This window comes from Thioalbus denitrificans (assembly GCF_003337735.1).
Lineage (GTDB): Bacteria > Pseudomonadota > Gammaproteobacteria > DSM-26407 > DSM-26407 > Thioalbus > Thioalbus denitrificans.
In genome coordinates, this window is sequence record NZ_QPJY01000001.1 from 184,371 (window position 1) to 206,259 (window position 21,889).

The 21,889-nt window shown below is 69.6% G+C and carries 23 protein-coding genes; 9 read left to right on the plus strand and 14 right to left on the minus strand.

Annotated features, from left to right (window positions below; translation table 11 throughout):
- Positions 1 to 35 precede the first annotated feature (35 nt).
- On the plus strand, positions 36 to 653 hold the full coding sequence (msrA, locus tag DFQ59_RS00820; RefSeq protein ID WP_114277769.1) for a peptide-methionine (S)-S-oxide reductase MsrA: 618 nt from the start codon (positions 36 to 38) through the stop codon (positions 651 to 653).
- 21 nt (positions 654 to 674) lie between these two features.
- Here msrA and DFQ59_RS00825 read toward each other — a convergent pair whose 3' ends face one another.
- Positions 675 to 1,148, minus strand: a complete 474-nt coding sequence (locus DFQ59_RS00825; protein WP_114277770.1) for an isochorismatase — start codon at positions 1,146 to 1,148, stop codon at positions 675 to 677.
- Positions 1,149 to 1,355: 207 nt separating this feature from the next.
- Between DFQ59_RS00825 and DFQ59_RS00830 the strand changes: the two genes are divergently transcribed.
- Positions 1,356 to 1,907 (plus strand): flavodoxin domain-containing protein, encoded by a 552-nt coding sequence (locus DFQ59_RS00830; RefSeq protein ID WP_114277771.1) that lies wholly within the window; start codon positions 1,356 to 1,358, stop codon positions 1,905 to 1,907.
- The gene (locus DFQ59_RS00835; protein ID WP_170141980.1) at positions 1,904 to 2,515 is read left to right on the plus strand and encodes a transglutaminase-like cysteine peptidase; all 612 of its coding nucleotides are present in this window, start codon (positions 1,904 to 1,906) and stop codon (positions 2,513 to 2,515) included. The genes DFQ59_RS00830 and DFQ59_RS00835 overlap by 4 nt, the downstream gene beginning before the upstream one ends.
- Before the next feature lie 10 nt (positions 2,516 to 2,525).
- Here the strand turns inward: DFQ59_RS00835 and DFQ59_RS00840 are convergent, their stop codons facing one another.
- Positions 2,526 to 2,948 carry a PD-(D/E)XK nuclease superfamily protein gene (locus DFQ59_RS00840; protein ID WP_114277773.1) on the minus strand — a complete coding sequence of 141 codons (423 nt, stop codon included), beginning with the start codon at positions 2,946 to 2,948 and terminating at the stop codon, positions 2,526 to 2,528.
- Complete coding sequence (locus DFQ59_RS00845) at positions 2,948 to 3,769, minus strand: DNA adenine methylase (RefSeq protein WP_114277774.1); 822 nt, start codon at positions 3,767 to 3,769, stop codon at positions 2,948 to 2,950. Before DFQ59_RS00845 ends, DFQ59_RS00840 begins: the two co-directional genes overlap by 1 nt.
- Positions 3,770 to 4,001: 232 nt before the next feature.
- Here DFQ59_RS00845 and DFQ59_RS00850 point away from each other — a divergent pair, with 232 nt between their 5' ends.
- The gene (locus tag DFQ59_RS00850) at positions 4,002 to 4,235 is read left to right on the plus strand and encodes a heavy-metal-associated domain-containing protein (protein ID WP_114277775.1); all 234 of its coding nucleotides are present in this window, start codon (positions 4,002 to 4,004) and stop codon (positions 4,233 to 4,235) included.
- 18 nt (positions 4,236 to 4,253) lie between these two features.
- On the opposite strand, the gene DFQ59_RS00855 is transcribed toward DFQ59_RS00850, so the two are convergent.
- The 4 genes from DFQ59_RS00855 to DFQ59_RS00870 all read right to left on the minus strand — a co-directional run bounded on the left by DFQ59_RS00855 (position 4,254) and on the right by DFQ59_RS00870 (position 10,129).
- A complete protein-coding gene (locus DFQ59_RS00855) occupies positions 4,254 to 4,646 on the minus strand; it encodes a hypothetical protein (protein ID WP_114277776.1) in 393 nt (130 codons plus the stop codon).
- A gap of 348 nt (positions 4,647 to 4,994) precedes the next feature.
- Complete coding sequence (gene pepN, locus DFQ59_RS00860; protein ID WP_114277777.1) at positions 4,995 to 7,640, minus strand: aminopeptidase N; 2,646 nt, start codon at positions 7,638 to 7,640, stop codon at positions 4,995 to 4,997.
- A 224-nt stretch (positions 7,641 to 7,864) separates the two neighbouring features.
- Positions 7,865 to 9,127, minus strand: a complete 1,263-nt coding sequence (locus DFQ59_RS00865) for an MgtC/SapB family protein (RefSeq protein ID WP_114277778.1) — start codon at positions 9,125 to 9,127, stop codon at positions 7,865 to 7,867.
- Positions 9,128 to 9,469: 342 nt separating this feature from the next.
- A complete protein-coding gene (locus DFQ59_RS00870) occupies positions 9,470 to 10,129 on the minus strand; it encodes an OmpW/AlkL family protein (RefSeq protein WP_114277779.1) in 660 nt (219 codons plus the stop codon).
- Positions 10,130 to 10,574: 445 nt separating this feature from the next.
- Here DFQ59_RS00870 and DFQ59_RS00875 point away from each other — a divergent pair, with 445 nt between their 5' ends.
- A complete protein-coding gene (locus tag DFQ59_RS00875) occupies positions 10,575 to 11,546 on the plus strand; it encodes a cation diffusion facilitator family transporter (RefSeq protein ID WP_114277780.1) in 972 nt (323 codons plus the stop codon).
- A 24-nt stretch (positions 11,547 to 11,570) separates the two neighbouring features.
- On the opposite strand, the gene DFQ59_RS00880 is transcribed toward DFQ59_RS00875, so the two are convergent.
- Positions 11,571 to 12,113 (minus strand): 2'-5' RNA ligase family protein, encoded by a 543-nt coding sequence (locus DFQ59_RS00880; RefSeq protein WP_114278454.1) that lies wholly within the window; start codon positions 12,111 to 12,113, stop codon positions 11,571 to 11,573.
- A gap of 194 nt (positions 12,114 to 12,307) precedes the next feature.
- Here DFQ59_RS00880 and DFQ59_RS00885 point away from each other — a divergent pair, with 194 nt between their 5' ends.
- The gene (locus tag DFQ59_RS00885; RefSeq protein WP_114277781.1) at positions 12,308 to 13,303 is read left to right on the plus strand and encodes a TIGR00266 family protein; all 996 of its coding nucleotides are present in this window, start codon (positions 12,308 to 12,310) and stop codon (positions 13,301 to 13,303) included.
- Positions 13,304 to 13,370: 67 nt separating this feature from the next.
- Here the strand turns inward: DFQ59_RS00885 and DFQ59_RS00890 are convergent, their stop codons facing one another.
- Positions 13,371 to 13,799 carry a rhodanese-like domain-containing protein gene (locus tag DFQ59_RS00890; RefSeq protein WP_114277782.1) on the minus strand — a complete coding sequence of 143 codons (429 nt, stop codon included), beginning with the start codon at positions 13,797 to 13,799 and terminating at the stop codon, positions 13,371 to 13,373.
- Between the two features lie 152 nt (positions 13,800 to 13,951).
- Here DFQ59_RS00890 and DFQ59_RS00895 point away from each other — a divergent pair, with 152 nt between their 5' ends.
- The 3 genes from DFQ59_RS00895 (at position 13,952) to DFQ59_RS00905 (ending at position 15,962) form a co-directional block, all read left to right on the plus strand.
- Positions 13,952 to 14,749, plus strand: a complete 798-nt coding sequence (locus DFQ59_RS00895) for a tRNA 2-thiocytidine biosynthesis TtcA family protein (protein WP_114277783.1) — start codon at positions 13,952 to 13,954, stop codon at positions 14,747 to 14,749.
- Between the two features lie 7 nt (positions 14,750 to 14,756).
- Positions 14,757 to 14,987, plus strand: coding sequence for a hypothetical protein (locus tag DFQ59_RS00900; RefSeq protein WP_114277784.1), 231 nt, complete (start codon positions 14,757 to 14,759; stop codon positions 14,985 to 14,987).
- 96 nt (positions 14,988 to 15,083) lie between these two features.
- A complete protein-coding gene (locus DFQ59_RS00905) occupies positions 15,084 to 15,962 on the plus strand; it encodes a lysophospholipid acyltransferase family protein (protein WP_114277785.1) in 879 nt (292 codons plus the stop codon).
- An 84-nt stretch (positions 15,963 to 16,046) separates the two neighbouring features.
- On the opposite strand, the gene DFQ59_RS00910 is transcribed toward DFQ59_RS00905, so the two are convergent.
- From DFQ59_RS00910 to trkA, 5 genes are all read right to left on the minus strand, one after another.
- A complete protein-coding gene (locus DFQ59_RS00910) occupies positions 16,047 to 16,373 on the minus strand; it encodes a tetratricopeptide repeat protein (protein ID WP_114277786.1) in 327 nt (108 codons plus the stop codon).
- Positions 16,374 to 16,736: 363 nt separating this feature from the next.
- Complete coding sequence (locus tag DFQ59_RS00915) at positions 16,737 to 17,321, minus strand: class I SAM-dependent methyltransferase (RefSeq protein ID WP_114277787.1); 585 nt, start codon at positions 17,319 to 17,321, stop codon at positions 16,737 to 16,739.
- 31 nt (positions 17,322 to 17,352) lie between these two features.
- Complete coding sequence (locus DFQ59_RS00920) at positions 17,353 to 18,840, minus strand: TrkH family potassium uptake protein (protein ID WP_114277788.1); 1,488 nt, start codon at positions 18,838 to 18,840, stop codon at positions 17,353 to 17,355.
- A gap of 7 nt (positions 18,841 to 18,847) precedes the next feature.
- Positions 18,848 to 20,299 carry a TrkH family potassium uptake protein gene (locus DFQ59_RS00925; RefSeq protein WP_114277789.1) on the minus strand — a complete coding sequence of 484 codons (1,452 nt, stop codon included), beginning with the start codon at positions 20,297 to 20,299 and terminating at the stop codon, positions 18,848 to 18,850.
- Positions 20,300 to 20,374: 75 nt separating this feature from the next.
- Positions 20,375 to 21,748 (minus strand): Trk system potassium transporter TrkA, encoded by a 1,374-nt coding sequence (trkA, locus tag DFQ59_RS00930; RefSeq protein ID WP_114277790.1) that lies wholly within the window; start codon positions 21,746 to 21,748, stop codon positions 20,375 to 20,377.
- Between the last annotated feature and the right edge of the window lie 141 nt (positions 21,749 to 21,889).

Here is a 21,889-nt window from a genome sequence, read left to right on the forward strand (position 1 = left end):
TAGCCGTCCATGGGTGCGACGGCCGGGAGAGACACATGGGACTGAGAAAAATCGGCCGGCTTGCCGCCGCCGGCCTGCTGTTGCTGGGTGCCGTACCGGGGCCGGTCGCGGCCGCGGAGCCGGCCGTGGCCACCTTCGCCGGCGGCTGCTTCTGGTGCATGGAGCCCCCCTACGACAAGCTGGAGGGGGTCATCTCCACCACCTCCGGCTACACCGGCGGAGACAAGGAGAACCCCACCTACGGTGAGGTCTCCGCCGGCGGCACCGGCCACTACGAGGCCCTGCAGGTGGTCTACGACCCGGCCCGGGTCAGCTATCAGCAGCTGCTGGTGCTGTTCTGGCACAACGTGGATCCTCTCGACGCGGGCGGCCAGTTCTGCGACCGCGGCGACCAGTACCGGACCGCCATCTTCGTCCACGACGAGGAGCAGCGGCGCCTGGCCGAGGAGTCGAAACAGTACCTGGAGCAGGCGGGCGGCTTCGACAAGCCCATCGTCACCCCCATCCTGCCCGCCGGACCCTTCTACCCGGCGGAGACGTACCACCAGGACTACTATGAGAAGAACCCGCTGCGCTACAAGTTCTACCGCTACAGCTGCGGCCGCGACGCGCGCCTCGAGGCCCTCTGGGGCGAGTTGGCCGGGAAGCCCTGAATCCCGGCCGGCGGGCGTCGGTCACACATCCGTCTCCAGCCGTTTCGACAGGTAGGCCTGCACATTCGGCCCCCCGGGGTTGGCGAGTACGCACTCCACCCAGGCGCCGCGTTCGTGGCAGATGACCGCCAGGTCCCAGACGCAGGCGCTGAGCCCGGTGGGGGTCACCTCCTCCAGCTCGGCGGGGCGATCGTGGGGGGAGACCCAGACGTGATGGTGCAGTTCGTTCTCGTCCGCCCACCAGTCCACGAACACGAAGTTGCCGCCGCGCCCGTCGTGGATGCCCACGAAACCCACCCCGTAGTGATTCTGCCCGGCGGCCACCACGGCGAGCTGGGTTTCCGCCAGGTCCCGGGCCGCGCGCACCAGGGGTGAGCGGGGCAGTTCCCGGTCATGGGCGATGCCGTAGGCCTTGAGCTGGAAACCGGGGGTATCCCAGAGACCGAGGAAGCGGATGGGGCGGGGACGGTAGGGCTCGCTGAGGTTCGGATTCATGGCGGCTATCCCTGTCGGTGGTCGGCAGCGGCAGGTAGACAGTGTAGTGCATGACCGGGCGGACCGGGGCGCGGATGGGGGCCCCGGGCCGGCCTTGGCCTATCCTGAAGCATGGGCGGACGGCCGGGAGCGCGCGGCCGGCCGGATCCGGCCGGCGGGTTGCCGGGCACCCTGGAGCGTCGACGGACACCGGAGAGCACGCGGGCGATGGCCAGACTTCTCATCCTCTATGCCAGCCGCGAGGGCCAGACCGCCCGGATCGTGGAGCGGATGGCGGACATCGCCCGGGGCCGGGGGCACGCGGTGGAGATCGTCCGCTGCCGCCGCTTTTCCGTGCCGCCGTCACCGGATCCCTTCGCCGGCGTGCTGGTGGGCGGCTCCATTCACCTCGGCCGGCACGAGCGGAGCCTGGAGCGGTTCGTGGCCGCGCACCACGACGTGCTGGAGCGCCTGCCCGCGGGCTTCTTCTCGGTGAGCCTCAGCGCCGCCAGCCCGCGGGCCGAGGTGCGGGCCGCGGCGCAGGGCTACGTGGATGATTTTCTGCAGGAGACCGGCTGGCATCCGCGGGTGACGGCCAGCTTCGCCGGCGCGCTGGCCTACACCCGCTACGGGCCGCTGAAGCGCTGGTTCATGCGCCGCGTCGTCGCCCGCCACAGCGACGACACGGACACCCGCCGCGATTACGAGTACACCGACTGGGAGGCGGTGGGGTGTTTTGCCGCGGCGTTCCTCGACCGGCTGGAGAGATGGCCGGAATGAGCGCCGCGCCGCTCCGGACCGCGGCGCTGATGGCCTGCCTGGGCCTGGCGGCCCTTGCCGCCCGTGCGGATCCGGGTGGACCGTTGTGGGCCCCCACGCCCCGGCTCAACCTGCCGGTGGAGGAGGTGCGCCCGGCCTTCGCGCCCTATGCCGAGTTCTGTGCCCGGGAGGCCGGCGCCTGCGATCTCTCCGGCCCGCAGTCGCTGCACCTGACACCCGAGCGCATGGCGCTGATCGCGGGTGTGAACGGGAGGGTGAACCGCGGGATCGTCCTGATGGCGGACGTGCAGCAGTACGGCGTGGAGGAGTACTGGGCCTACCCCCGCTCCGGCTATGGCGACTGCGAGGACCTGGCCCTGGAGAAGCGGGCGCGGCTGGTGGCGCTCGGCTTTCCCCGCGGGGCGCTGCGCCTGGGGCTCGCCCAGCACCGCCGCAGCCTGTTCACCCACGCGCTGCTGCTGGTGGAGACCGATGCGGGCACCTATGTGCTCAACGGGCCCGGATCGGAGGTGGTGCTGTGGTTCGAGACGCCCTACAACTTCGAGGCCCGGGAGCGGCCGGACGGGCGCTGGGAGCGCTTCGACCAGCGCCATTGGCGCTACGACTGAACGGGTCGCCTCAGAGCTGGCCGCGGTTGGCCAGGGCCACGAACCGCTCCAGGGTGACGATCTCCACCCCGGTGCAGTTCATGTAGCGCTGCAGGCCGCCGCCCACGTAGAAGTCGCGCAGGGTCCAGCCCTCCCCGCCGAGCACCAGGTAGGCCCGGCGGAACCGCCCGGGATGGAACTGCAGGGCGTCCTTCAGGCAGATCACCTCGAACGGCACCTTCTGCTCCGCGGTGCCCGAGCTCTGCTGCCACTTCAGCGATATGAGGTAGCGGTTGCGGTCCCGGTCGTCGGCCACCAGGTCCACCTTGTGCCGGCGGCCGTTGGGGCGGGTGCCCACCAGCACCTGGGGCTGCCAGGTGTAGCCGCCGCTGTGCAGCGAGTGGGTGACCATCACCTCGTGCACCGCCCCGGTGCGGGTGTCGCGGGTCCTCATCACAGGTTCCTCGTGGCGAGCATCTCCAGCGCCTTGCTGCGATCCCCGGTGCAGCTGATCATGCGTGGCGCCGGGAGGGTGTCGATTTCGAATCCCAGTTCCCTGTAGAGCTCCAGGATCTTCTCAGTGGCCTGGTTGGAGGCCACCACCGGCCCCGGGTGCCTGGCCAGCCACTCGGCCAGGCGAACCTGGTCCTCCCAGCGGAAGTTCTCCTTGGCGTACTGGGTGAACTGCACGTCGTAGGGCGGATCGGCGTAGATGAAGTCCTCCGGCGACAGCGCCATGGACTCGAAATCGCCGCAGCTGAACGCCCACTCGGAGAGGATTCCGCGGTAGGCGCTGAAGTCGCGGGTGTAGTTGATGGTCTTGTAGCGGCCGAAGGGCACGTTGAACTCGCCGCGGCTGTTGAAGCGGCACAGGCCGTTGTAGCCGGTGCGGTTGAGGTAGTAGAACAGCGCGGCGGCCTTCTTGGTGGCGGCGCGGTTGTCGGCGATGAGCCGGTTGAACTCGGTGCGACTGTCGTAGTAGTGGTCGCTGTCGTTGACCATCCGGATGCTGACTTTCAGCCCCGCTTTCAACTGGCGGTAGAAGTTGATGGCGTGGGGGTTGATGTCGTTGAGCAGGGCCCGCTCCGGGTTCAGCCCCAGGGCCACCGCCAGGCCGCCGCAGAAGGGCTCCGCCAGCCGCCGGTGGCGGTGGGGCTGCCAGAGCGGGCGCAGGTGCGGCAGCAGCCAGCGCTTGCCGCCGGCCCACTTGAGCGGTGGCGGGAGCGTGGGCCGGACGGGCTCCGCGGTCTCGACAGGGGTCTCGGCGCGCTGCATGGCTCTGCGGTCGGTTTCCGGCGGGCTCTGAATGGGGCGTTGTGGAGTCGAAGGGCTGTACTTTAGCAGCATCCTCCGCCCGGGGGCAGCACCGGGACCGGCGCCGGGCTGCTGCAGCGCAGCTTGTACCGGGGGGCCGGGCCGACTATGTCTTTTCTAAGCCCGCCGCGCGAGCGGCCCGTAGGCACGGGCGGCCGGGGGGCGGGATCCGGGACACCGGAAGGAGGCTGCCATGAAGACCTACCGCGCGAACGTGGTTATCCATCTCGACGAGAGCCTGGATCCCGCCCAGATCCACGACCTGGAGCGCAAGCTGAGCGGCGAGAACGGCGTCATCAGCGCCTGCGTCAGCGACCGCGCCACCCACCTGATGGTGGTGGATTTCGACTCCCAGGCCATCAGCTCCGACCAGTTGCTGGCCCGGGTGCAGCGCGAGGGGGTGCACGCGGAGCTGGTGGGGCTCTGAGCCCCGCCAACGCCCCCTTCAGGCGGCGCGATCCAGCCGCGGGGCCGGGCCCTTCGGGGGCGCGGCCGGCGGCAGGGGCCGCACCGGCGTGCCGTCGTGGATGGCCGCGCGGGCTTCGGCGGCGGCCAGCTGCTCGCCCATTCCCAGCTTCCGCCACAGGCCCACCCCCGCCGCCGGCACCAGGGCGATGGCGCTCCACTGCAGCCACGCCGGGCCGCCGCCGTTGACGGCGAAATGGATCACGTAGGTGAGGCCCACCAGGAGGGCGGCCATCAGGGCGATGATGACGAAATCGGGCACCTGGCCGGCATGGAGCCAGGCCGGTGAGCGGGGCGAGCGATAGGCGGCCAGCAGCAGAATGAAGGCGCAGACGGTGAACAGCAGGATGGCGGCGCCGATGAAGCCGGTCATGGGGGTTCTCCAGGGATAACGCCGGGCCCCGGCGCTTGCCGGGGTCCACACCGGGCCGCCTCCCGGGCGGGACGACGGCCCGGACCTAGCCGTCCCGGGGCGCGGCGGGGCCGCCCGGAAGGGGCGCTGCGGTGCGGAGGTTCGGAGGCGGCCGCCCCGCGGGGGCGGCTGTCGGCGGTGTGCGCCGACCTGTGGAGCGCCTGCGAGGCGCACTCCCGGAACCGCGGGCGGCTTCCACGAGCACGTCGCGTACGACGGTCGGATGGAATCTAGAACCGGCGCTCCCGTTCCGCAAGCGGGTGGCCGGCCGGTCGCAGAAGTTCACAGACTTCCGCACCGGCCCGGGCCTCAGCTCCCCTCCCCCAGCGCCTTGCTGGCGATCTCGTAGACGTCCTTCGACAGCTGCGGGGTGGCGAGGACGCGCTTCAGCTCGCCGGCCATCAGGGCGCGCCGGCCGGGCTCGTAGCGCCGCCACTGGGTGAGCGGGGTGAGCAGCCGGGCGGCCACCTGCGGGTTGAGGGGGTCGAGCTCCAGCACCCGGTCGGCCAGGAACAGGTAGCCGGCGCCGCTGGGATCGTGGAAGCGCACCGGGTTTCCGGAGGCGAAGGCGCCGATGAGCGCGCGCACCTTGTTGGGGTTGCGCAGGTTGAAGGCCGGATGGCGGGTGAGCCGCTTCACCTCCTCCAGCGTTCCCGGCAGGCTGGAGGTGGCCTGCAGGGCGAGCCACTTGTCCATGACCAGGGGGTCGTCCCGCCAGCGGCCGTGGAAGTGGGCCAGCGCCTCGATGCGCCCGGGGATGTCGACCTGGGCCAGCGCCGCCAGGGCCGCCATGGCGTCGGTCATGTTGTCCGCCTCCCGGTACTGGGTCATGCACAGGGCCTGGATCGTCTCGTCGTGGAGGGCCATCAGGTAGCCGAGGCAGACGTTCTTCAGCCGCCGCCGGCCGATGGCCTCGGGGCTCACCCGGTAGTCCGGGTCACGGTGGGCGTGGTAGCTCTCCAGCAGGATCGGCCGCAGCTCCTGGGCCAGGGCGTGGCGCAGGAACTCGCGGGCGTTGTGGATCGCCTCCGGATCGATGGCGTCGGACTGCTCGGCCAGGTAGGCCTCCGAGGGCAGCATCAGGGCCTGGGCCAGCAGCCGCCGGTCGGCGCCCGGGTCCTCCAGGAGCTTGCGGTAGGCGGCCAGGAGCCCTTCGTCCAGCCGCAGCGGGCGGCCGTCGCGGTAGTCAGCCATCAGCCGGGTGATCACCCGCTCGGCCAGCCGCTGGCCGGCATCCCAGCGGTTGAACTCGTCCGTGTCGTGGGCCATCAGGAAGGCCAGCTCGGCGTCGCTGTAGTCGTAGCGGAGCCTCACCGGGGCGGAGTAGCCGCGCAGCAGCGAGGGCACCGGCGTCGTGCCGATCGCCTCGAACACGAAGGCGTGCTCGGCCTCGGTGAGCTCCAGGACCCGGGTGCCGGCAACGGCTTCCGCCTCGCCGGCCAGCCGCAGCGGCAGGTCGACGCCGTCGGGACCCACCAGGCCGAGGGCGAAGGGAATGTGCAGGGGCAGCTTGTCGGGCTGGCCGGGGGTGGGCGGGGTGTGCTGGGTCACGGTCAGGGTATAGGTCCGGGCCCGGGGGTCGTGGTGGCCGGAGACGCCGAGCACCGGGGTGCCGGCCTGGCTGTACCAGCGCCGGAACCGGGACAGGTCGCGCCCCGTGGCCTCCTCCAGGGCCTGCACGAAGTCGTCGCAGGTGACCGCCTGGCCGTCGAAGCGCTCGAAGTAGCGGTCGGTGCCCCGGCGGAAGCCCTCGGGGCCCAGCAGGGTGTGGAGCATGCGCACCACCTCGGCGCCCTTCTCGTAGACGGTGAGGGTGTAGAAGTTGTTGATCTCCTGGTAGGCGTCGGGACGCACCGGGTGGGCCAGGGGGCCGCCGTCCTCGCGGAACTGGAAGGTGCGCAGCAGGTTCACGTCCTTGATGCGCTTGACCGCCCTGGAGGTCATGTCGGCGGTGAACTGCTGGTCGCGGAAGACGGTGAAGCCCTCCTTCAGGGAGAGCTGGAACCAGTCGCGGCAGGTGACCCGGTTGCCGGACCAGTTGTGGAAGTACTCGTGGGCGATGACCGCCTCGATGCCCTCGTAGTCCTCGTCGGTGGCCGTCTCCGGCTGGGCCAGCACGTACTTGGAGTTGAAGACGTTGAGGCCCTTGTTCTCCATCGCCCCCATGTTGAAGTCGTCCACCGCCACGATCATGTAGATGTCGAGATCGTACTCGCGCCCGAACACCCGCTCGTCCCAGGCCATGGCCTGCTTCAGCGAATGCATGGCGTGGCCGCACTTCTCGGCGTTGCGCGGCTCCACCCAGATCTCGAGCTTCACCTCGCGGCCGCCGGCGGTGGTGAAGGTGTCCTCCAGGGAGACCAGGTTTCCGGCCACGAGGGCGAACAGGTAGCAGGGCTTGGGGAACGGGTCCTCCCAGGTGACGAAGTGGCGCCCGTCCGGCAGCTCGCCGCGGGCCACCGGGTTGCCGTTGGAGAGCAGCACCGGGTAGCGGGCGGGATCGGCGCTGAGGGTGGTGCTGAAGCGGGCCATCACGTCGGGGCGGTCGGGGTAGAAGGTGATCTTGCGGAACCCCTCCGCCTCGCACTGGGTGCAGAAGTTGCCGCTGGAGAGGTAGAGCCCCTCCAGCGAGGTGTTCTCCCCGGGTCGGATCTCCACGCTCGTCTCCACCGTGCAGCGCTCCGGCAGGATGCCCAGGTCGAGGTGATCCTCGGTGAGGGTGTACTCGTGGGGAGCCAGCTCGCGGCCGTCCACCGCCACCCGCTTCAGCCCCAGCTCCTGGCCGTCCAGCACCAGCGGCCCCGGCGGCAGCGCGGGATTGCGCCGCAGGGTCAGGCGCGCCTCCACCCGGGTGACCGGGTCGCCCAGCTCGAAGCCGAGATCGGCATGCTCCACGAAATAGGGGGGCGGGGTGTAGTCCTCGCGGCGGATGGTCCTGGGCGTGGCTTCTCTCATGACGGGGCCTGTGGGGGATGGTGAATCAGGGGTGAGTGTCGTGGATTGTAGCGCCCCGCCGCGGGCCGCTTCACCCCCCGGACCGAAGGGTTGTCCAGGATTGGCGAGGGTGGGATGGTCCCGTGGTGTTCCGTGTTCCGTGTTCCGTGTTCCGGGGAGGGGATGGACCGGTGCCCGGGCCTGGAACGGGATCGAACGGCGGAGGCGCCTGGCTGTTGGAGCCCTCACCCCGCCATGGGGGCGGTGGCCAGGGTGGCGGCCATGCCGGAGAGTACCACCGCGGTCACGGCCAGGGCGGTGCGCCGGGCCATGCTGCCGCCGGCGATGAACACCACCAGGAGGCCCTTCACCGTCGTGTTCACCAGGGCGGCGATGACGATGCCGTAGGCCGCCACGCCCGCCAGCAGGGTCCCGGGCACCATGCCGGCCAGCGACAGGGTGATGGCGTCCACGTCGGCGATGCCGGAGGCCGCGGCGAGCAGGTAGACGCCGAGATCGCCGTACCATTCCCGCAGGGCCACCGAGAGCAGCATCACCAGTGCCAGCACGGCGCCGAACTTCACCGCCGTGGCCAGCTCGAAGGGGTGGGACAGGCGCACCCGGGCCGGCAGCCGCGCGGCGCTGCGCCACAGCAGCAGCGCCGCCGCGTAACCCACCACCGCCATGACGCCCACGGGCACCAGCAGCGTGGGCAGCAACGCCGGGCTGACGGCGGCCACCACCAGCAGCAGGCGCGGGAACATGGTGCTGGAGGCGAGCAGCACCCCGGCGGCCAGCAGGGGCTGCAGCTCGGCGTTCTCCCGCCCCATGCGCGCCAGGCTCAGGGTCACCGCGGTGGAGGCGGCCAGCCCGCCGAAGGCGGAGGTGAAGAGGATGCCGCGGTCCGGACCGGCGATCTTGACGGCGAAGTAGCCGAACAGGGAGATGGCGGCGATGAGCACCACCATCCACCAGATGATGTAGGGATTGAGCGCCTGCCAGGGGCCGTAGCCCCGGTCGGGCAGGATGGGCAGCAGCACCACCGAGATCAGCAGCAGCTGCAGGGTCGCGTTGAGTTCCTGGGGCTCCAGCCGCCGCAGCCAGCCGTGCACCACCACCTTGAAGCTCAGCAGGGTGACCGTCACCACCGCCATGGCGGCCGCCGCCGCGGGATATCCCAGCTGCACCAGCGCCCCGAGGGCGAAGGCGACCAGGGCGGCGGCCTCGGTGGTGAAGCCGTAATCCCGGTCGCGCTGGACGCCGAGGTAGTAGCCCAGTCCCATCAGCCCGGTGAAGCCGAGCAGGGCGAAGCCGAGCAGCAGGGGATCCACCTCGCGGGCGATGAGCCCCCACACCCCGCCCAGCAGCCCGATGAGGCCGAAGGTGCGCAGGCCGGCGAAGCGTCCACCCTCCTCCGCCTCGCGGGTCTTCCAGCCCCGCTCCACGCCGATGAGCAGGCCGATGGCCAGCGCCAGTCCGAGATCGAGGAAGAGTTCCAGCTGGGTCATGAACGGATACTAACGCGTGGATTCGCGCAATAGCACCTGTCCGGGGCGCCGCGGCCGTGCATTGCCCGGCCGGAGGCCGGGGGGATGGAGCAGAAGGCGTTTCCCCCGCGGGGCGGGGCTGACGCCCGGGGTCTGCGTCTTCTGCGGGGAGCTGTGGCGGGTTCGCGCGGCGTGCGCCCTCGGCGCCATGCCGCCGGGAACGGCCGTTCGGCCGGGGCTGATCAGGCCGGTGCAGGGACCGGAACCGGGCAGGGCGGGGATCTCCCGGCCCTGCCGGTACGGTGCGGGTGGGGCCGGGATGACGGCACCCACCCGCGCAGGGTCGAGCGGGGTAACGTCCGCTCAGAAGCTGGTGCCGACGCCCACCATGAAGACCCAGGGATCGATCTCCACCTCACCCTGGTAGGTGCCGTTGCCGACGTTGGCGTCGGTGTTGATGTCGGCGTAATAGGCGGCGCCGTTCAGGAAGAAGCCGCTGCCGAGATCAACATCCACGCCCGCCACGCCGGCCAGGCCCCAGGAGTCGTCGAGGGAGATGTCGGTACCCGCCAGAGCCCCCTTGCCCTTGGTTTCGAAGAACGTGGTGTAGTTGATGCCCGCGCCCACGTAGGGCCGCACGGCACCCTGGGGATTGATGTGGTACTGCACGGTCACGGTCGGCGGGAGGTGCTTGGTCTCGCCGATGGTACCGGCGCCCGACAGGGTGCCGGCGCCCTTGATGGAGTGCTTGAAGGGGGTGGCGGCCAGGAGCTCGACACCGATGTTGTCGGTCACCATGTAGGTGAAGTTGAGACCGAGCTGGGTGTTGCTGCCCACGTCCACCTTGATGCCGGTGGGGTCGCCGTCGCTGTCCTTGAAATCTTCGCTGCTGGTGTTGGGGGAGACATGGGCCGCACCCGCACGGACCAGGATGTTGCCCGCCTCCACGGCCAGGGCGCTGGAGCTCATCAGGGCCAGGCCAGCGGCCACGGCCATCACACAGGAATTCTTTGCAAGCTTCATCTACGACCTCCCTCGAGTCGTTTCGGGGCCACCATGCGCCCCTTGGATAGGTGTGCGCGGCACGGAAACGCGCTTTCCATGCCTTGTGCCGCAAGGTCGGCGCAATGCCGACCGGGTGAGTTTTATGTGAACCAGTTCACAAAACAATGACACAAATCAAATATGGGTATTGTTGGTGCGTGAGTGCGTGAGTGCGTGAGTGCGTGAGTGCGTGAATGCGTGAATGCGTGAGTGCGTGAATGCGTAGGGTCGGATTCATCCGACCAGGCAACTTTTTTCCCTGGCCTCGTTTGTGTTTGTTGTGTGATGCGCCGCCGGTGCCCATCGATGGATGTTCCAGGCGGGTCACCACTTGCCCTGAACGAGAGATCAAGGCTTGCCTCCCTCCCTTTCGCATCGCGTTACAATGGAGCCTTTCCGCCCCCCTCCGCCGGAGACCCGGACCATGGCAGGTTCGTCGAAGAAGGTCATTCTCGCCGCCCTGGCCGGCAACGGCCTGATTGCCCTGACGAAGTTCGCGGCCGCCGCCATCACCGGCAGCTCGGCCATGCTCTCGGAGGGGATCCACTCCGTGGTGGATACCGGCAACCAGGTCCTGCTGCTCCACGGACTGCGCCGCGCCGGCCGGCCCGCCGACGCCCGCTTCCCCTTCGGTCACGGCAAGGAGGTCTACTTCTGGAGCTTCGTGGTGGCCATTCTCATCTTCGCGGTGGGCGCCGGCGTCTCCCTCTACGAGGGGGTGCAGCACATGCTTCGCCCGGTAGCGGTGGAGAATCCGCTGGTGAACTACGTGGTGCTGGGCCTGGCGCTGCTGTTCGAGGGCGGCGCCTGGGCGTTCGCCCTGCGCGAGTTCAGGCGCGGCAAGGGCAAGTGGGGCTACATCGAGGCGGTGCAGCGGGGCAAGGACCCCTCCCTGTTCGTGGTGCTGTTCGAGGATTCCGCCGCCATGCTCGGCCTGCTGGTGGCCTTTTTCGGCATCCTGCTGGCCCAGTTGACCGGCAATCCGCTGTGGGACGGGGCGGCTTCCGTGATCATCGGCCTGATTCTCGGCGGCACGGCCGCCTGGCTGGCATGGGAGACCCACGGACTGCTGATCGGCGAGAGTGCGAACCGCCGGGTGGTGGACGGCATCCGCGCCCTGGTGCGCCTGCGTCCGGGCGTGGAGCACGTGAACGAGGTGCTCACCCTGCACATGGGTCCGGAGTTCATCCTGGTCAACATCAGCGTCGATTTCGCCGACGATCTGCCCGCCGCTGCGCTGGAGACGACCATTTGCGCGCTCGATCGCGACATCAAGGCCTCCTTCCCCGGCGTGCGCCGGGTGTTCGTGGAGGCGGAGGCCAGGCGCCGGGGCCAGCCGCCGCCGGAGGCTCCCTGTCCGGGGCCGGCGCAGTCGGCCGCCACCACCGGGGGGTGAGGCGCCGCCCGCGGTCCGTGTTCCTCAGGCCGGGCCGCCCAGCCGGATCAATCGGCTGACCCGGAAGCGGTCCTCCGGCGGTTCACCCCGGCAGATGATGCTGATCTCCGTCACGGTGAACGCCAGGGGCTGCCAGTCCGCCTGCAGCGCCGCGAGCAGCGTTTCCGCCCGCCCCGCCGGTGCCTGGCCCACGCTGAGGTGCGGGCGGAACGTGCCGGGGCGGCGTTCACCGTAGCCGGGAGCGGCCTGGGCGAGGGCGGCCTGCAGGCGCACCAGGGCGGTGGCCGGCTCCGGCGCCAGCCACAGGGTGCAGCGGCCCTGGCGGTGGCGGAACAGGCCGAACCGCTCCAGCCGCACGGGGAACGGTGCAATCGCCGCGGCCGTCGCCGCGAGACGCCCGGCCAGTCCGGGCAGGAGATGCTCCGGCGCGAAGGGGTAGATCAGGTTGATATGGGGCATCCAGCGCCGGAACCGGCGATCGTGGACCGCGCGGATGGCCTCGATGGGCGGCCAGCAGGCCGTCGGCGGCAGGATGGCCACCGCGCTCCTGTGTGTGGTCTCCGGCATGGCGGACGCCTCGGCGACCCGGGTCGGGTTCGGGATGGGCGGGCGGTGCACCGGGTCCTGCGGCAAGGATTGCACAACAGGGCGACAACGGGAACGGGCGCGACCGGTACAATCCGGCGCGCCGTCATGATCGGGAGCATGGAGATGTTCGACGCGGCTGCAGGCTGATGGTTTTCCAGACAAGGAGGTAGTGCATGTCGCAATGGTATTTCAGCTATGACGGCGACCAGATCGGACCCCTGGACGACGCCCGGGCACGGGCCCAGGCGGCGTCACGGCCGGAGGGTCATGTATGGCGGGAGGGGTTCGCCGAGTGGCTGCCCATCCGCCAGGTGGGCGAGCTCTCCGGCGCGGCGGCCCCGGCGGTCGCGCCGCCGCCGCCCACGGTGCGCGGCGCCGACGAAATCGATTTCCGCATCATGGGCCACGAGATGCAGTACGTGGAGGTGGAGCTCGATCCGGGCGAGAGCGCCGTGGCCGAGGCCGGGGCGATGATGTACAAGGCCCCCTCCATCCAGATGGAGAGTGTCTTCGGCGACGGCTCCAGCTCCGGCGACGGCTCCTTCATGGGCAAGCTCATGGGGGCGGGCAAGCGGCTGCTGACCGGCGAGAGCCTGTTCACCACGGTCTTCACCCACACCGGCCAGGGCAAGGCCCACGTGGCCTTCGCCGCCCCCTACCCCGGCAACATCATCCCGGTGTCGCTGGCGAACGTGGGCGGGCTGCTGGTGTGCCAGAAGGACAGCTTCCTGTGCGCCGCCCGCGGGGTCTCCATCGGCATCCAGTTCCAGCGGAAGATCCTCACCGGCCTGTTCGGCGGCGAGGGCTTCATCATGCAGAAGCTGGAGGGGGACGGGCTGGTGTTCGTCCATGCCGGCGGCACGGTGGTGGAGCGGGAGCTGGGTCCGGGCGAGGTGCTGCACGTGGACACCGGCTGCGTGGTGGCCTACGAGGGCCAGGTGGCGTTCGATATCCAGCAGGTGGGGGGGATCAAGTCGGCCCTGTTCGGCGGCGAGGGCATCTTCTTCGCCGTGCTGCGCGGCCCCGGCAGGGTGTGGCTGCAGTCGCTGCCCTTCTCGCGCCTCGCAGGCCGGATGCTCGCCAACGCCCCCCAGCACGGCGGCGGCAAGGGCGAGGGCTCGGTCATCGGCGGCCTCGGCGATCTCTTCGGCGACCGCTTCAACAGCTGAGCCGGATGGTGCCGGATCGCTGCTCCGGCATCCCGCTCCTTACCCTTCACACCTCACGGGCGAAGCCTCAGCACTGCTCCCACGGCAGGCCGTGGTAGCGCCAGCCGCCGAGCGTGCTGCGGTGGTGCTGGTCGTCCAGCTCGCCCTCGAAGCCCTCGTCCACGTGGAAGACGGCCGGGAAACCCGCCTCGATGAGCGCCTTGCCGGCCTCCTTCGAGCGCTTGCCGCTGCGGCAGATGAGGATGACCGGGGCGCAGCCCTCGTCCAGTTCGCACACCACGCCGCCGAGCAGCACCTTGCGCACCTCGGTGACGAAATGGGGATTCACGGTCCAGTCCGGCTCGTCGATCCAGGGCACGTGCACCGAGCCCTTGGGGTGGCCCACGAACAGGTATTCCATCGTGGAACGGATATCGATGAGCACCGCGCGGTGATCCTCCTCCAGCAGCTTCCAGGCCTGCTGGGAGGTGAGATTCTTCAGATGGTGTTCGGTCATGGCAGTCTCTCTTCCCGGCCGGTGGTCCGGCCTCTCTGTTCCCGCTTATGAATGAATAAGAATATTTGATGGATGTATCAATGAAAAGCCCGGCTGAACTGTTTCTGATAAAGTAGCGGACATCCCACCGCCTTCCGGTGTCCGTCAGCGCCATGAGTGATTATCCCGCCTACATCCGCCCGCCCAAGAGCCTGCTGCGCCTGGTGGGGCGGGCCATCGCCGATTACCGGATGATACGGGACGGGGATCGGATCCTGCTCGGCCTCTCCGGAGGCAAGGACTCGCTTACCCTGCTGCACGTGCTGCTGCACCTGCAGCGCCATGCGCCGGTGCGCTTCGAGGTGGCGGCGGCGACGGTGGATCCGCAGATCGAGGGCTTCGAGCCGGGCCGGCTGAAGGCGATCCTGGCGGAGATGGGCGTGCCCTACCTCTACCGGGAGCAGCCCATCGCCGAGGAGGCGCGGACCCGCCTGCGGGGCGACTCCTTCTGCGCCTACTGCGCGCGCATGAAGCGCGGCATCCTCTACACGGCCTGCCGCGAGCAGGGCTACAACGTCCTGGCCCTGGCCCAGCACCTGGACGACCTGGCGGAGAGCTTCCTGATGTCCGCCTTCCATGGCGGCCGGCTGCAGACCATGAAGGCCCATTACCGCAACGATGCCGGCGACCTGCGCATCATCCGGCCGCTGGTCTACGTGCGCGAGCGCCAGACCGCAGCCTTCGCCGCCGAGGCGCCGCTGCCGGTAATCCACGACAACTGTCCCGCCTGCTTCAGCATGCCCACCCAGCGCGTCCACATGAAGCAGCTCCTGGCCCGGGAGGAGCGCGACAACCGGGCCCTGTTCCGCAGCCTGCTGACCGCCATGCGGCCCCTGATGGTGACGGCGGAGGGCATCCCCGGCGACGGCGCGGAGGCGGCGCCGCGCACGGGGCTGCGCCGCAGCGCCTGAGGTCCGGATGGGACTGCTGACGGTGGCCACCTTCGATCTCATGACCGATGCCCACATCGCCCTGGGGCGGCTCCGGGCGGAGGGCATCGAGGCCTGGCTGGCCGACGAGCACCTGGTGCAGACCGACTGGCTCTACAGCATCGCCGTGGGGGGCATTAAATTGCAGGTGCGGCCGGAGGACGCGGCCCGTGCGCGGGTCGTGCTGGACACCGACTACTCCGCGGAGATGGAGGACTGAGCCGTGTCGGACCGAGTTGCGGAACCCTGCCCTGCCGCCCCGCCGGCGGTCGGATCCCCTCCTCCACTGCACCAGGGATGATCACTGTCTGACGGCATGAAGGCCTTTCTCATCACCGCGTTGCTGCACCTGCTGTCCGCCCTGCCCCTGCGGCTGGCGCAGGGCGTCGGCGCCGGCCTGGGCCGGCTGCTCGGCTGGCTCCCCGGCGACATGCGCCGCATCACCCGGATCAACCTGGAACACTGCCTGCCGGATCTACCGGCCCGGGAGCGCGAGCGGCTGGCGCGGGCCAGCCTGGTGGAAGCCGGCCGGGCCTTCGCGGAGCTGGGGGCGATGTGGCTGTGGCGGCCGGAGCGGCTCCTGGCCCTGGTGCGCGAGGTGCGCGGTTGGGAGCAGCTGGAGCAGGCGCTGGCCACCGGACGCGGAATCATTGTCCTCAGTCCGCACCTGGGGGCGTGGGAGCTGGGCTCCCTCTACGGAGCGCCGCGGCACCCGCTCACCGCCCTCTACCGGCCGTTGCGCGTCCGGGCGCTCGACGACCTGGTGCGGACCGCTCGTGAGCGCACCGGGGCCCGGCTCATGCCCACCGACGGCAGTGGCGTGCGGGCCCTGTACAAGGCGCTGGAACGGGGCGAGATGGTGGGCATCCTGCCGGACCAGGACCCGGGCCGCGGCGCTGGCGTGTTCGCCCCCTTCTTCGGTCACCCCGCCAAGACCATGGTGCTGGTGTCGCGTCTCGCCAGCCGCAGCGGCGCCGCGGTCCTCATCTGCGTGCCGGAGCGGCTGCCCCGCGGCCGGGGTTTCCGCCTCCACTTCACCCCGGCGCCGGCGGAGGTTTCCGCTGCCGATCTGAACCGGTCGGTGGCGGCGATGAACGCCGGGGTGGAGGCTTGGGTCCGGCGCCTGCCGGCCCAGTACCTGTGGAGCTACAAGCGCTTCAAGAGTCGCCCGGAGGGCGAACCCCGCTGGTACTGACCATCCCGGCCGCCACAGCCGTGCGCGCCGGATTCCGCCCGACCGGATTCAGGCCGACACCAGGGAGCTTGGCGTCGAGTCGTTTCATTCGCCCCCCGCCTGCTTGCGCAGGCGCTTGAGGAACACCTTCATCTCCTTGGCCGCCTGGATGTCGCCACGCTCCTCGGCGACCGTGATACCGCGCTCGTAGGCCGCGGCCGCGGCGTCGGTCCGCCCGTCCCCGGCCAGGGCCTTGCCGTAGGCCTTCCAGGCGGCCGAGTAGGCGGGGTCCTGCGCCACCGCCCTTGCCAGGTGCTCCGCGGCGCGGGCGGCGTCCCCGGCCTGGAGATAGGCGCTGCCCAGGCCGTAGCGCAGCAGCGCGCTGTCCTGGCCCGCGGCCAGCATCTTCTCGAAGTTCTCGATCACCGACATGGTTGCACCTCTGCGGAGCTTAAGAAGATCACCACGAAGTCACGAAGGACACGGAGGGAAGGCGAAGAATCGTTCAACCGCAGATTAGCGGTAATTGACGTTGATTCCATGCCTGCCTGGGCTCAGCCTGCTACAACGTGTCTGAATCACGGATACTGAGGGTGTTCCAACTTCAACAGGACTGCCCGAGAAACGTTCCTTGAAGCGATCGCGCCTGGTCTGAACCGGGCCATCCGGATAGCGGGGACAAAATCAACGTAAATCAACGTCAATCTGCGGTTTCATGGTCCTCTCTTCGTGTCCTTCGTGACTCCGTGGTGATCCTTTCGGAGTCCGGTTGACGGCGGGAGTTCCCGCTCCGGGTCATTCCGGGGGCCGCAGGGCCACCAGCTGGGCCTTGTTGCGGAAGCCCCGGCTCAGGTCGCCCACCCGGCCCTCCTCCCGGTAGAAGAGCAGGCGCAGGGGGCGGAACAGCTCCAGCAGCTCGTTGTCCCCCAGCCGGAAGTTTTCGCTGGCGGGGCCGGTGTCGTCCACCCGGGTGCGGGTCCAGGTCTCGTAGAACAGCACGCCGCCGGGGCGCAGGGCGGCCATCAGGGCGGGGGCGAGGCCGCGCTCGAGAAAGTGGGCGGCGACGATGACATCGAAGCTCTCCGGCAGGGGGGGGCGGGCCTCGACGTCGCGCACCTCCCCGTGCACCACCAGGCCGCGGTTGCCGGCGAACTCCCGCAGCCGCTCGATGGCCACCGGGGAGATGTCCCAGGCCCGGGTCTCGAGTCCGCGCCCGGCCAGCAGCAGGGCGTTGGCGCCGAGCCCGCAGCCGAGATCCAGGGCGGTCCCCGCGGTCGGGAGCAGGTGGAGGTTGTCGCTCAGCACCCGGACGGGATCGGGCAGCTGGCGGGCTTCGGTGTAGCGCTTGTCCCACTTGGCGATGAATCCGGGATCGTCCATGGCGGCGCTCCTCGATGGCGGACAGGCCTCCTCAGCGGCGCCAGTAGGCGGGGCTGAGGAGCACCAGCAGGGTGAAGATCTCCAGCCGGCCCAGCAGCATGGCGATGGTGCACAGCCACTTCGCCACCGGGTCGACGGTGGTGAAGTTGCTGGCCACCTCACCCAGTCCGGGGCCGAGGTTGTTCATGCAGGTGGCGATGGCGCCGAAGGCGGTCACCTGGTCGAGGCCGGTGGCCATCAGGCCCAGCATCAGCAGCACGAACAGGGCCACGTAGACGGCGAAGAACCCCCAGACCGAGCGCAGGATCCTTTGATCGACCACCCGGCCGCCGATCTTCACCGGCAGGACGGCGCGGGGGTAGATGAGGCAGCGCACCTCGCGCCGGCTCTGCTGGAACAGCAGCACGTAGCGCATGACCTTCATGCCCCCGGCGGTGGAGCCGCCGCAGCCGCCCATGAAGCTGATGAGCATCAGCAGCAGGGGCAGGAACAGGGGCCAGAGGGAGAAGTCGGTGGTGGTGAACCCGGTGCTGGTGATGACCGAGGCAACCTGGAAGGCGGCATCGCGCAGTGCCGTGAGCAGATCGGGGTAGGTGCCGCGCAGGCTCAGGGTCACGGCGGTCACGGCGGTGATGGCGGCCACCACCGCGAGAAAGGTCCGCACCTCCACGTCCCGCAGCCAGGCCCGGGGATCCCGTTGCCGCACCACCTGGTAGTGGACGGCGAAGTTCATGCCCCCGAGCAGCATGAAGACGATGGCCACGCTCTCCGCCAGGGGGCTGTGGAAATAGGCCATGCTGGCATCGTGGGTGGAGAAGCCGCCGGTGGAGACGGTGGCGAAGCTGTGGCCGATGGCATCGAACAGGCTCATGCCGGCCAGCCGGTAGCCGGCCGCGCAGGCGAGCGTCAGGCCGAGATAGAGCAGCCACAGGAAGCGGGCGGTGTCGGCGATGCGCGGGGCCAGCTTCTCGTCCTTCATCGGACCCGGGGTTTCGGCGCGGTAGAGCTGCATGCCGCCGATGCCGAGCATGGGCAGCACCGCCACCCCGAGCACGATGATGCCCATGCCCCCGAGCCACTGGAGCTGCTGGCGGTACCAGAGGATGGAGGCCGGCAGCCGATCGAGGCCGACGATGATCGTGGCGCCGGTGGTGGTGAAGGCGGAGACGGCCTCGAACAGGGAGTCGGTGAAGGAGAGGTGGGGCCCGAGGATGAACGGCAGCCCGCTCAGCGCCCCGAGCACGAGCCAGAACAGGCTGACCACCAGGAACCCGTCCCGGGTGCGCAGCTCGGCCGTGACCCCGAAGCCGGCCAGCCACAGGATTGCGCCGGCGCCGAAGGTCAGGCCGAAGGCGGTGAGGAAGTGCACCAGCTCGCCGTCGCCATAGCCGATGGAGATGGCCATGGGGAGGATGAGGGACAGGCTGAGGGCCATCAGCAGCTGGCCCAGAACACGCAGGATCAGCCGGTAGCGTGCCCAGCGCTCTATGTCATGGGGGGAGGAGACCGCGATGGGCATGGTGCGGTCAGCGACGCCAGAAGGCGGGGGTCAGGAGCACCAGGATGCTGAATACCTCGAGCCGCCCCAGCAGCATGGCGAAGCAGAGCACCCACTTGGCCACGTTGTTCAGCTCCCCGTAGTGGGCGCCCACCTCGCCGAGCCCCGGGCCCATGTTGTTCATGCAGGCGGCCACGGCCGAGAAGGCGGTGATCTGGTCGAGGCCGGTGGCCATGAGGATGAGCAGCATCAGGGTGTAGGCGGCCACGTAGGCGGCGAAGAAGCCCCACACCGCATCCATCACCCGGTCGGGCAGCACCTTGCCGCCGATCTTGATGGGAATCATGGCGGTGGGATGGATGAGGCGGCGGATCTCCCGGGCGCCCTGGCGGAACAGCAGCAGCACGCGGATGACCTTCATGCCGCCGGCGGTGGAGGCCGCGCAGCCGCCGATGAAGCTCATGAACAGCAGCATCACCGGCAGGAAACCGGGCCAGTTGAAGTAGTCGGCGGTGGTGAAGCCGGTGGTGGTGCCGATGGACACCGCCTGGAAGATGCCGTGGTGCAGGGCGCTGCCGAAGCTGGTGAAGGTGCCGCTGAGGTAGAGATAGGCGGTGGCGATCAGGGCGGCGGCGGCGAGGATGAACAGGTAGGCGCGGAACTCGGGGTCACGCCAGTAGCCGCTCAGGGTGCGGTGGCGCCAGGCGGTGAAGTGCAGGGCGAAGTTGGCGCCCGAGAGCAGGATGAACCCCACCGCGATCATCTCCATCAGGGCGCTGTTGAAGTGGCCCATGCTGGCGTCGTGGGTGGAGAAACCGCCGATGGCGACGGTGGAGAAGCTGTGGCCGATGGCGTCGAAGAGGCTCATCCCCGCCGCCCAGTAGGCCAGGGCGCAGAGCACCGTGAGGCCGAGGTAGATGTACCACAGCGCCTTGGCGGTCTCGGCGATGCGCGGGGTGAGCTTGCTGTCCTTGACCGGGCCGGGCATCTCGGCGCGGTAGAGCTGCATGCCGCCGATGCCGAGCATGGGCAGGATGGCCACCGCCAGCACGATGATGCCCATGCCGCCCAGCCACTGCAGCTGCTGGCGGTAGTAGAGGATGGACTGGGGCAGCTGGTCCAGCCCGACGATGACCGTGGCGCCGGTGGTGGTGAGCCCGGAGATGGACTCGAACACCGCGTCGGTCAGGCTCATGTGGGGATCCTGTCCCAGCATCAGCGGCAGGGCGCCGAAGCTGCCGAGCACGCTCCAGAACAGCACCACGATGAGGAAGCCGTCGCGGATGCGCAGCTCGCCGCGGTGGCGGGACACCGGCAGCCACAGCACCAGCCCCGTGGCCAGGGTCAGGGCGAAGCCCTGCAGGAACGCGGCCGCGGCCCCGTCGCCGTACCACCAGGAGACCGCCACCGACGGCAGCATGGTGGTGCTGAAGATCATCAGCAGCAGACCGAGGATGCGGAGGATGACGCGGTAGTGCATTTAGGATAGTTCCGAGTATCGAGTATCGGGTTGCGAGGCTCCTGGCTACTCGCGACTAGCTACTCGTGACTATTCTCATATGAACTGGAATCCCACCTGGAACAGGCGCTCCACTTCCTTGATGCGCTTCTTGTCCACCAGGAACAGGATGATGTGGTCCTCCGCCTCGATGATCGTGTCATGGTGGGCCATGATCACCTCTTCGCCGCGCACGATGGCGCCGATGGTGGTGCCCGGCGGCAGCTTGATCTCGTCGATGGCCCGGCCCACCACGCGGGAGCTGCGCGGATCGCCGTGGGCCACCGCCTCGATGGCCTCCGCGGCGCCGCGGCGCAGGCTGTGCACCTTGACGATGTCGCCGCGGCGGATGTGGGTGAGCAGGCTGCCGATGGTGGCCTGCTGGGGGGAGATGGCGATGTCGATGGAGCCGCTCTCCACCAGGTCGACGTAGGCGGTGCGGTTGATGAGCGCCATGGCCTTGCGCGCGCCGAGCCGCTTGGCCTGCAGGGCGGAGATGATGTTGGCCTCGTCGTCGTTGGTCACCGCGCAGAAGACGTCGGTGTCCTCGATGTTCTCGTCCAGCAGCAGGTCGCGGTCGGCCGCGTCGCCCCACAGCACGATGCTGCGGTCGAGCGTCTCGGAGGCGGTGCGGGCCTGTTCGTTGTCCTGCTCGATGAGCATGACGTGGAAGCGGCTCTCCAGGGCGCGGGCCAGGCGCCGGCCGATGTTGCCGGCGCCGGCGATGATGATGCGCTTGTAGGGGCGTTCCAGCCGCTGCAGCTCGCCCATCACCTTGCGGATGTGCTTGCGCGCGGCGATGAAGAAGACCTCGTCATCGGCCTCGATGACCGTGGTGCCCTCGGGGATGATGGGCCGGCCGCGCCGGAATACCGCCGCCACGCGGGTGTCGATGAGGGGCATGTGATCGCGCAGGGTGCGCAGTGCGTGGCCCACCAGGGGGCCGCCGTGGTAGGCGCGCACGGCCACCAGCTGCAGCCGGCCGTCGGCGAAGTCCAGCACCTGCAGGGCGCCCGGGTGTTCGATGAGGCGCTGCACGTAGTCGGTCACCAGCTGCTCGGGGCTGATGAGCACGTCGATGGGCAGCGCCTGGTTGGAGAACAGGACCGGTTCGTCGAGGTAGGCCTGGGCGCGCACCCGCGCCACCTTGGTGGGGGTGTGGAACAGGCTCCAGGCCACCTGGCAGGCCACCATGTTGGTCTCGTCGGAGTTGGTGACGGCGAGGATCATGTCGGCATCCTCGGCGCCCGCCTGGCGCAGCACCTCGGGATGGGAGCCGCGGCCGCTGACGGTGCGGATGTCGAGGCGGTCCTGCAGGTCGCGCAGCAGGTTGGCGTTGGTGTCCACGACGGTGACGTCGTTGGCCTCGGTGGCCAGGTTCGCGGCGACCGAGGAGCCTACCTGGCCGGCGCCCAGAATGATGATCTTCATTGCGGTCCCTTATAGCGTACTGCGCCACTCTTGGAGGCACATTCAGCGAGTCGCGGGCCGGCCAGAGGCAAGGCGCGCTTGTGCAGGAAGTGCAGGTCCCCTTGCAAGCAAGCGCTACGCTGCAGATGGCCGGCCTGCGGC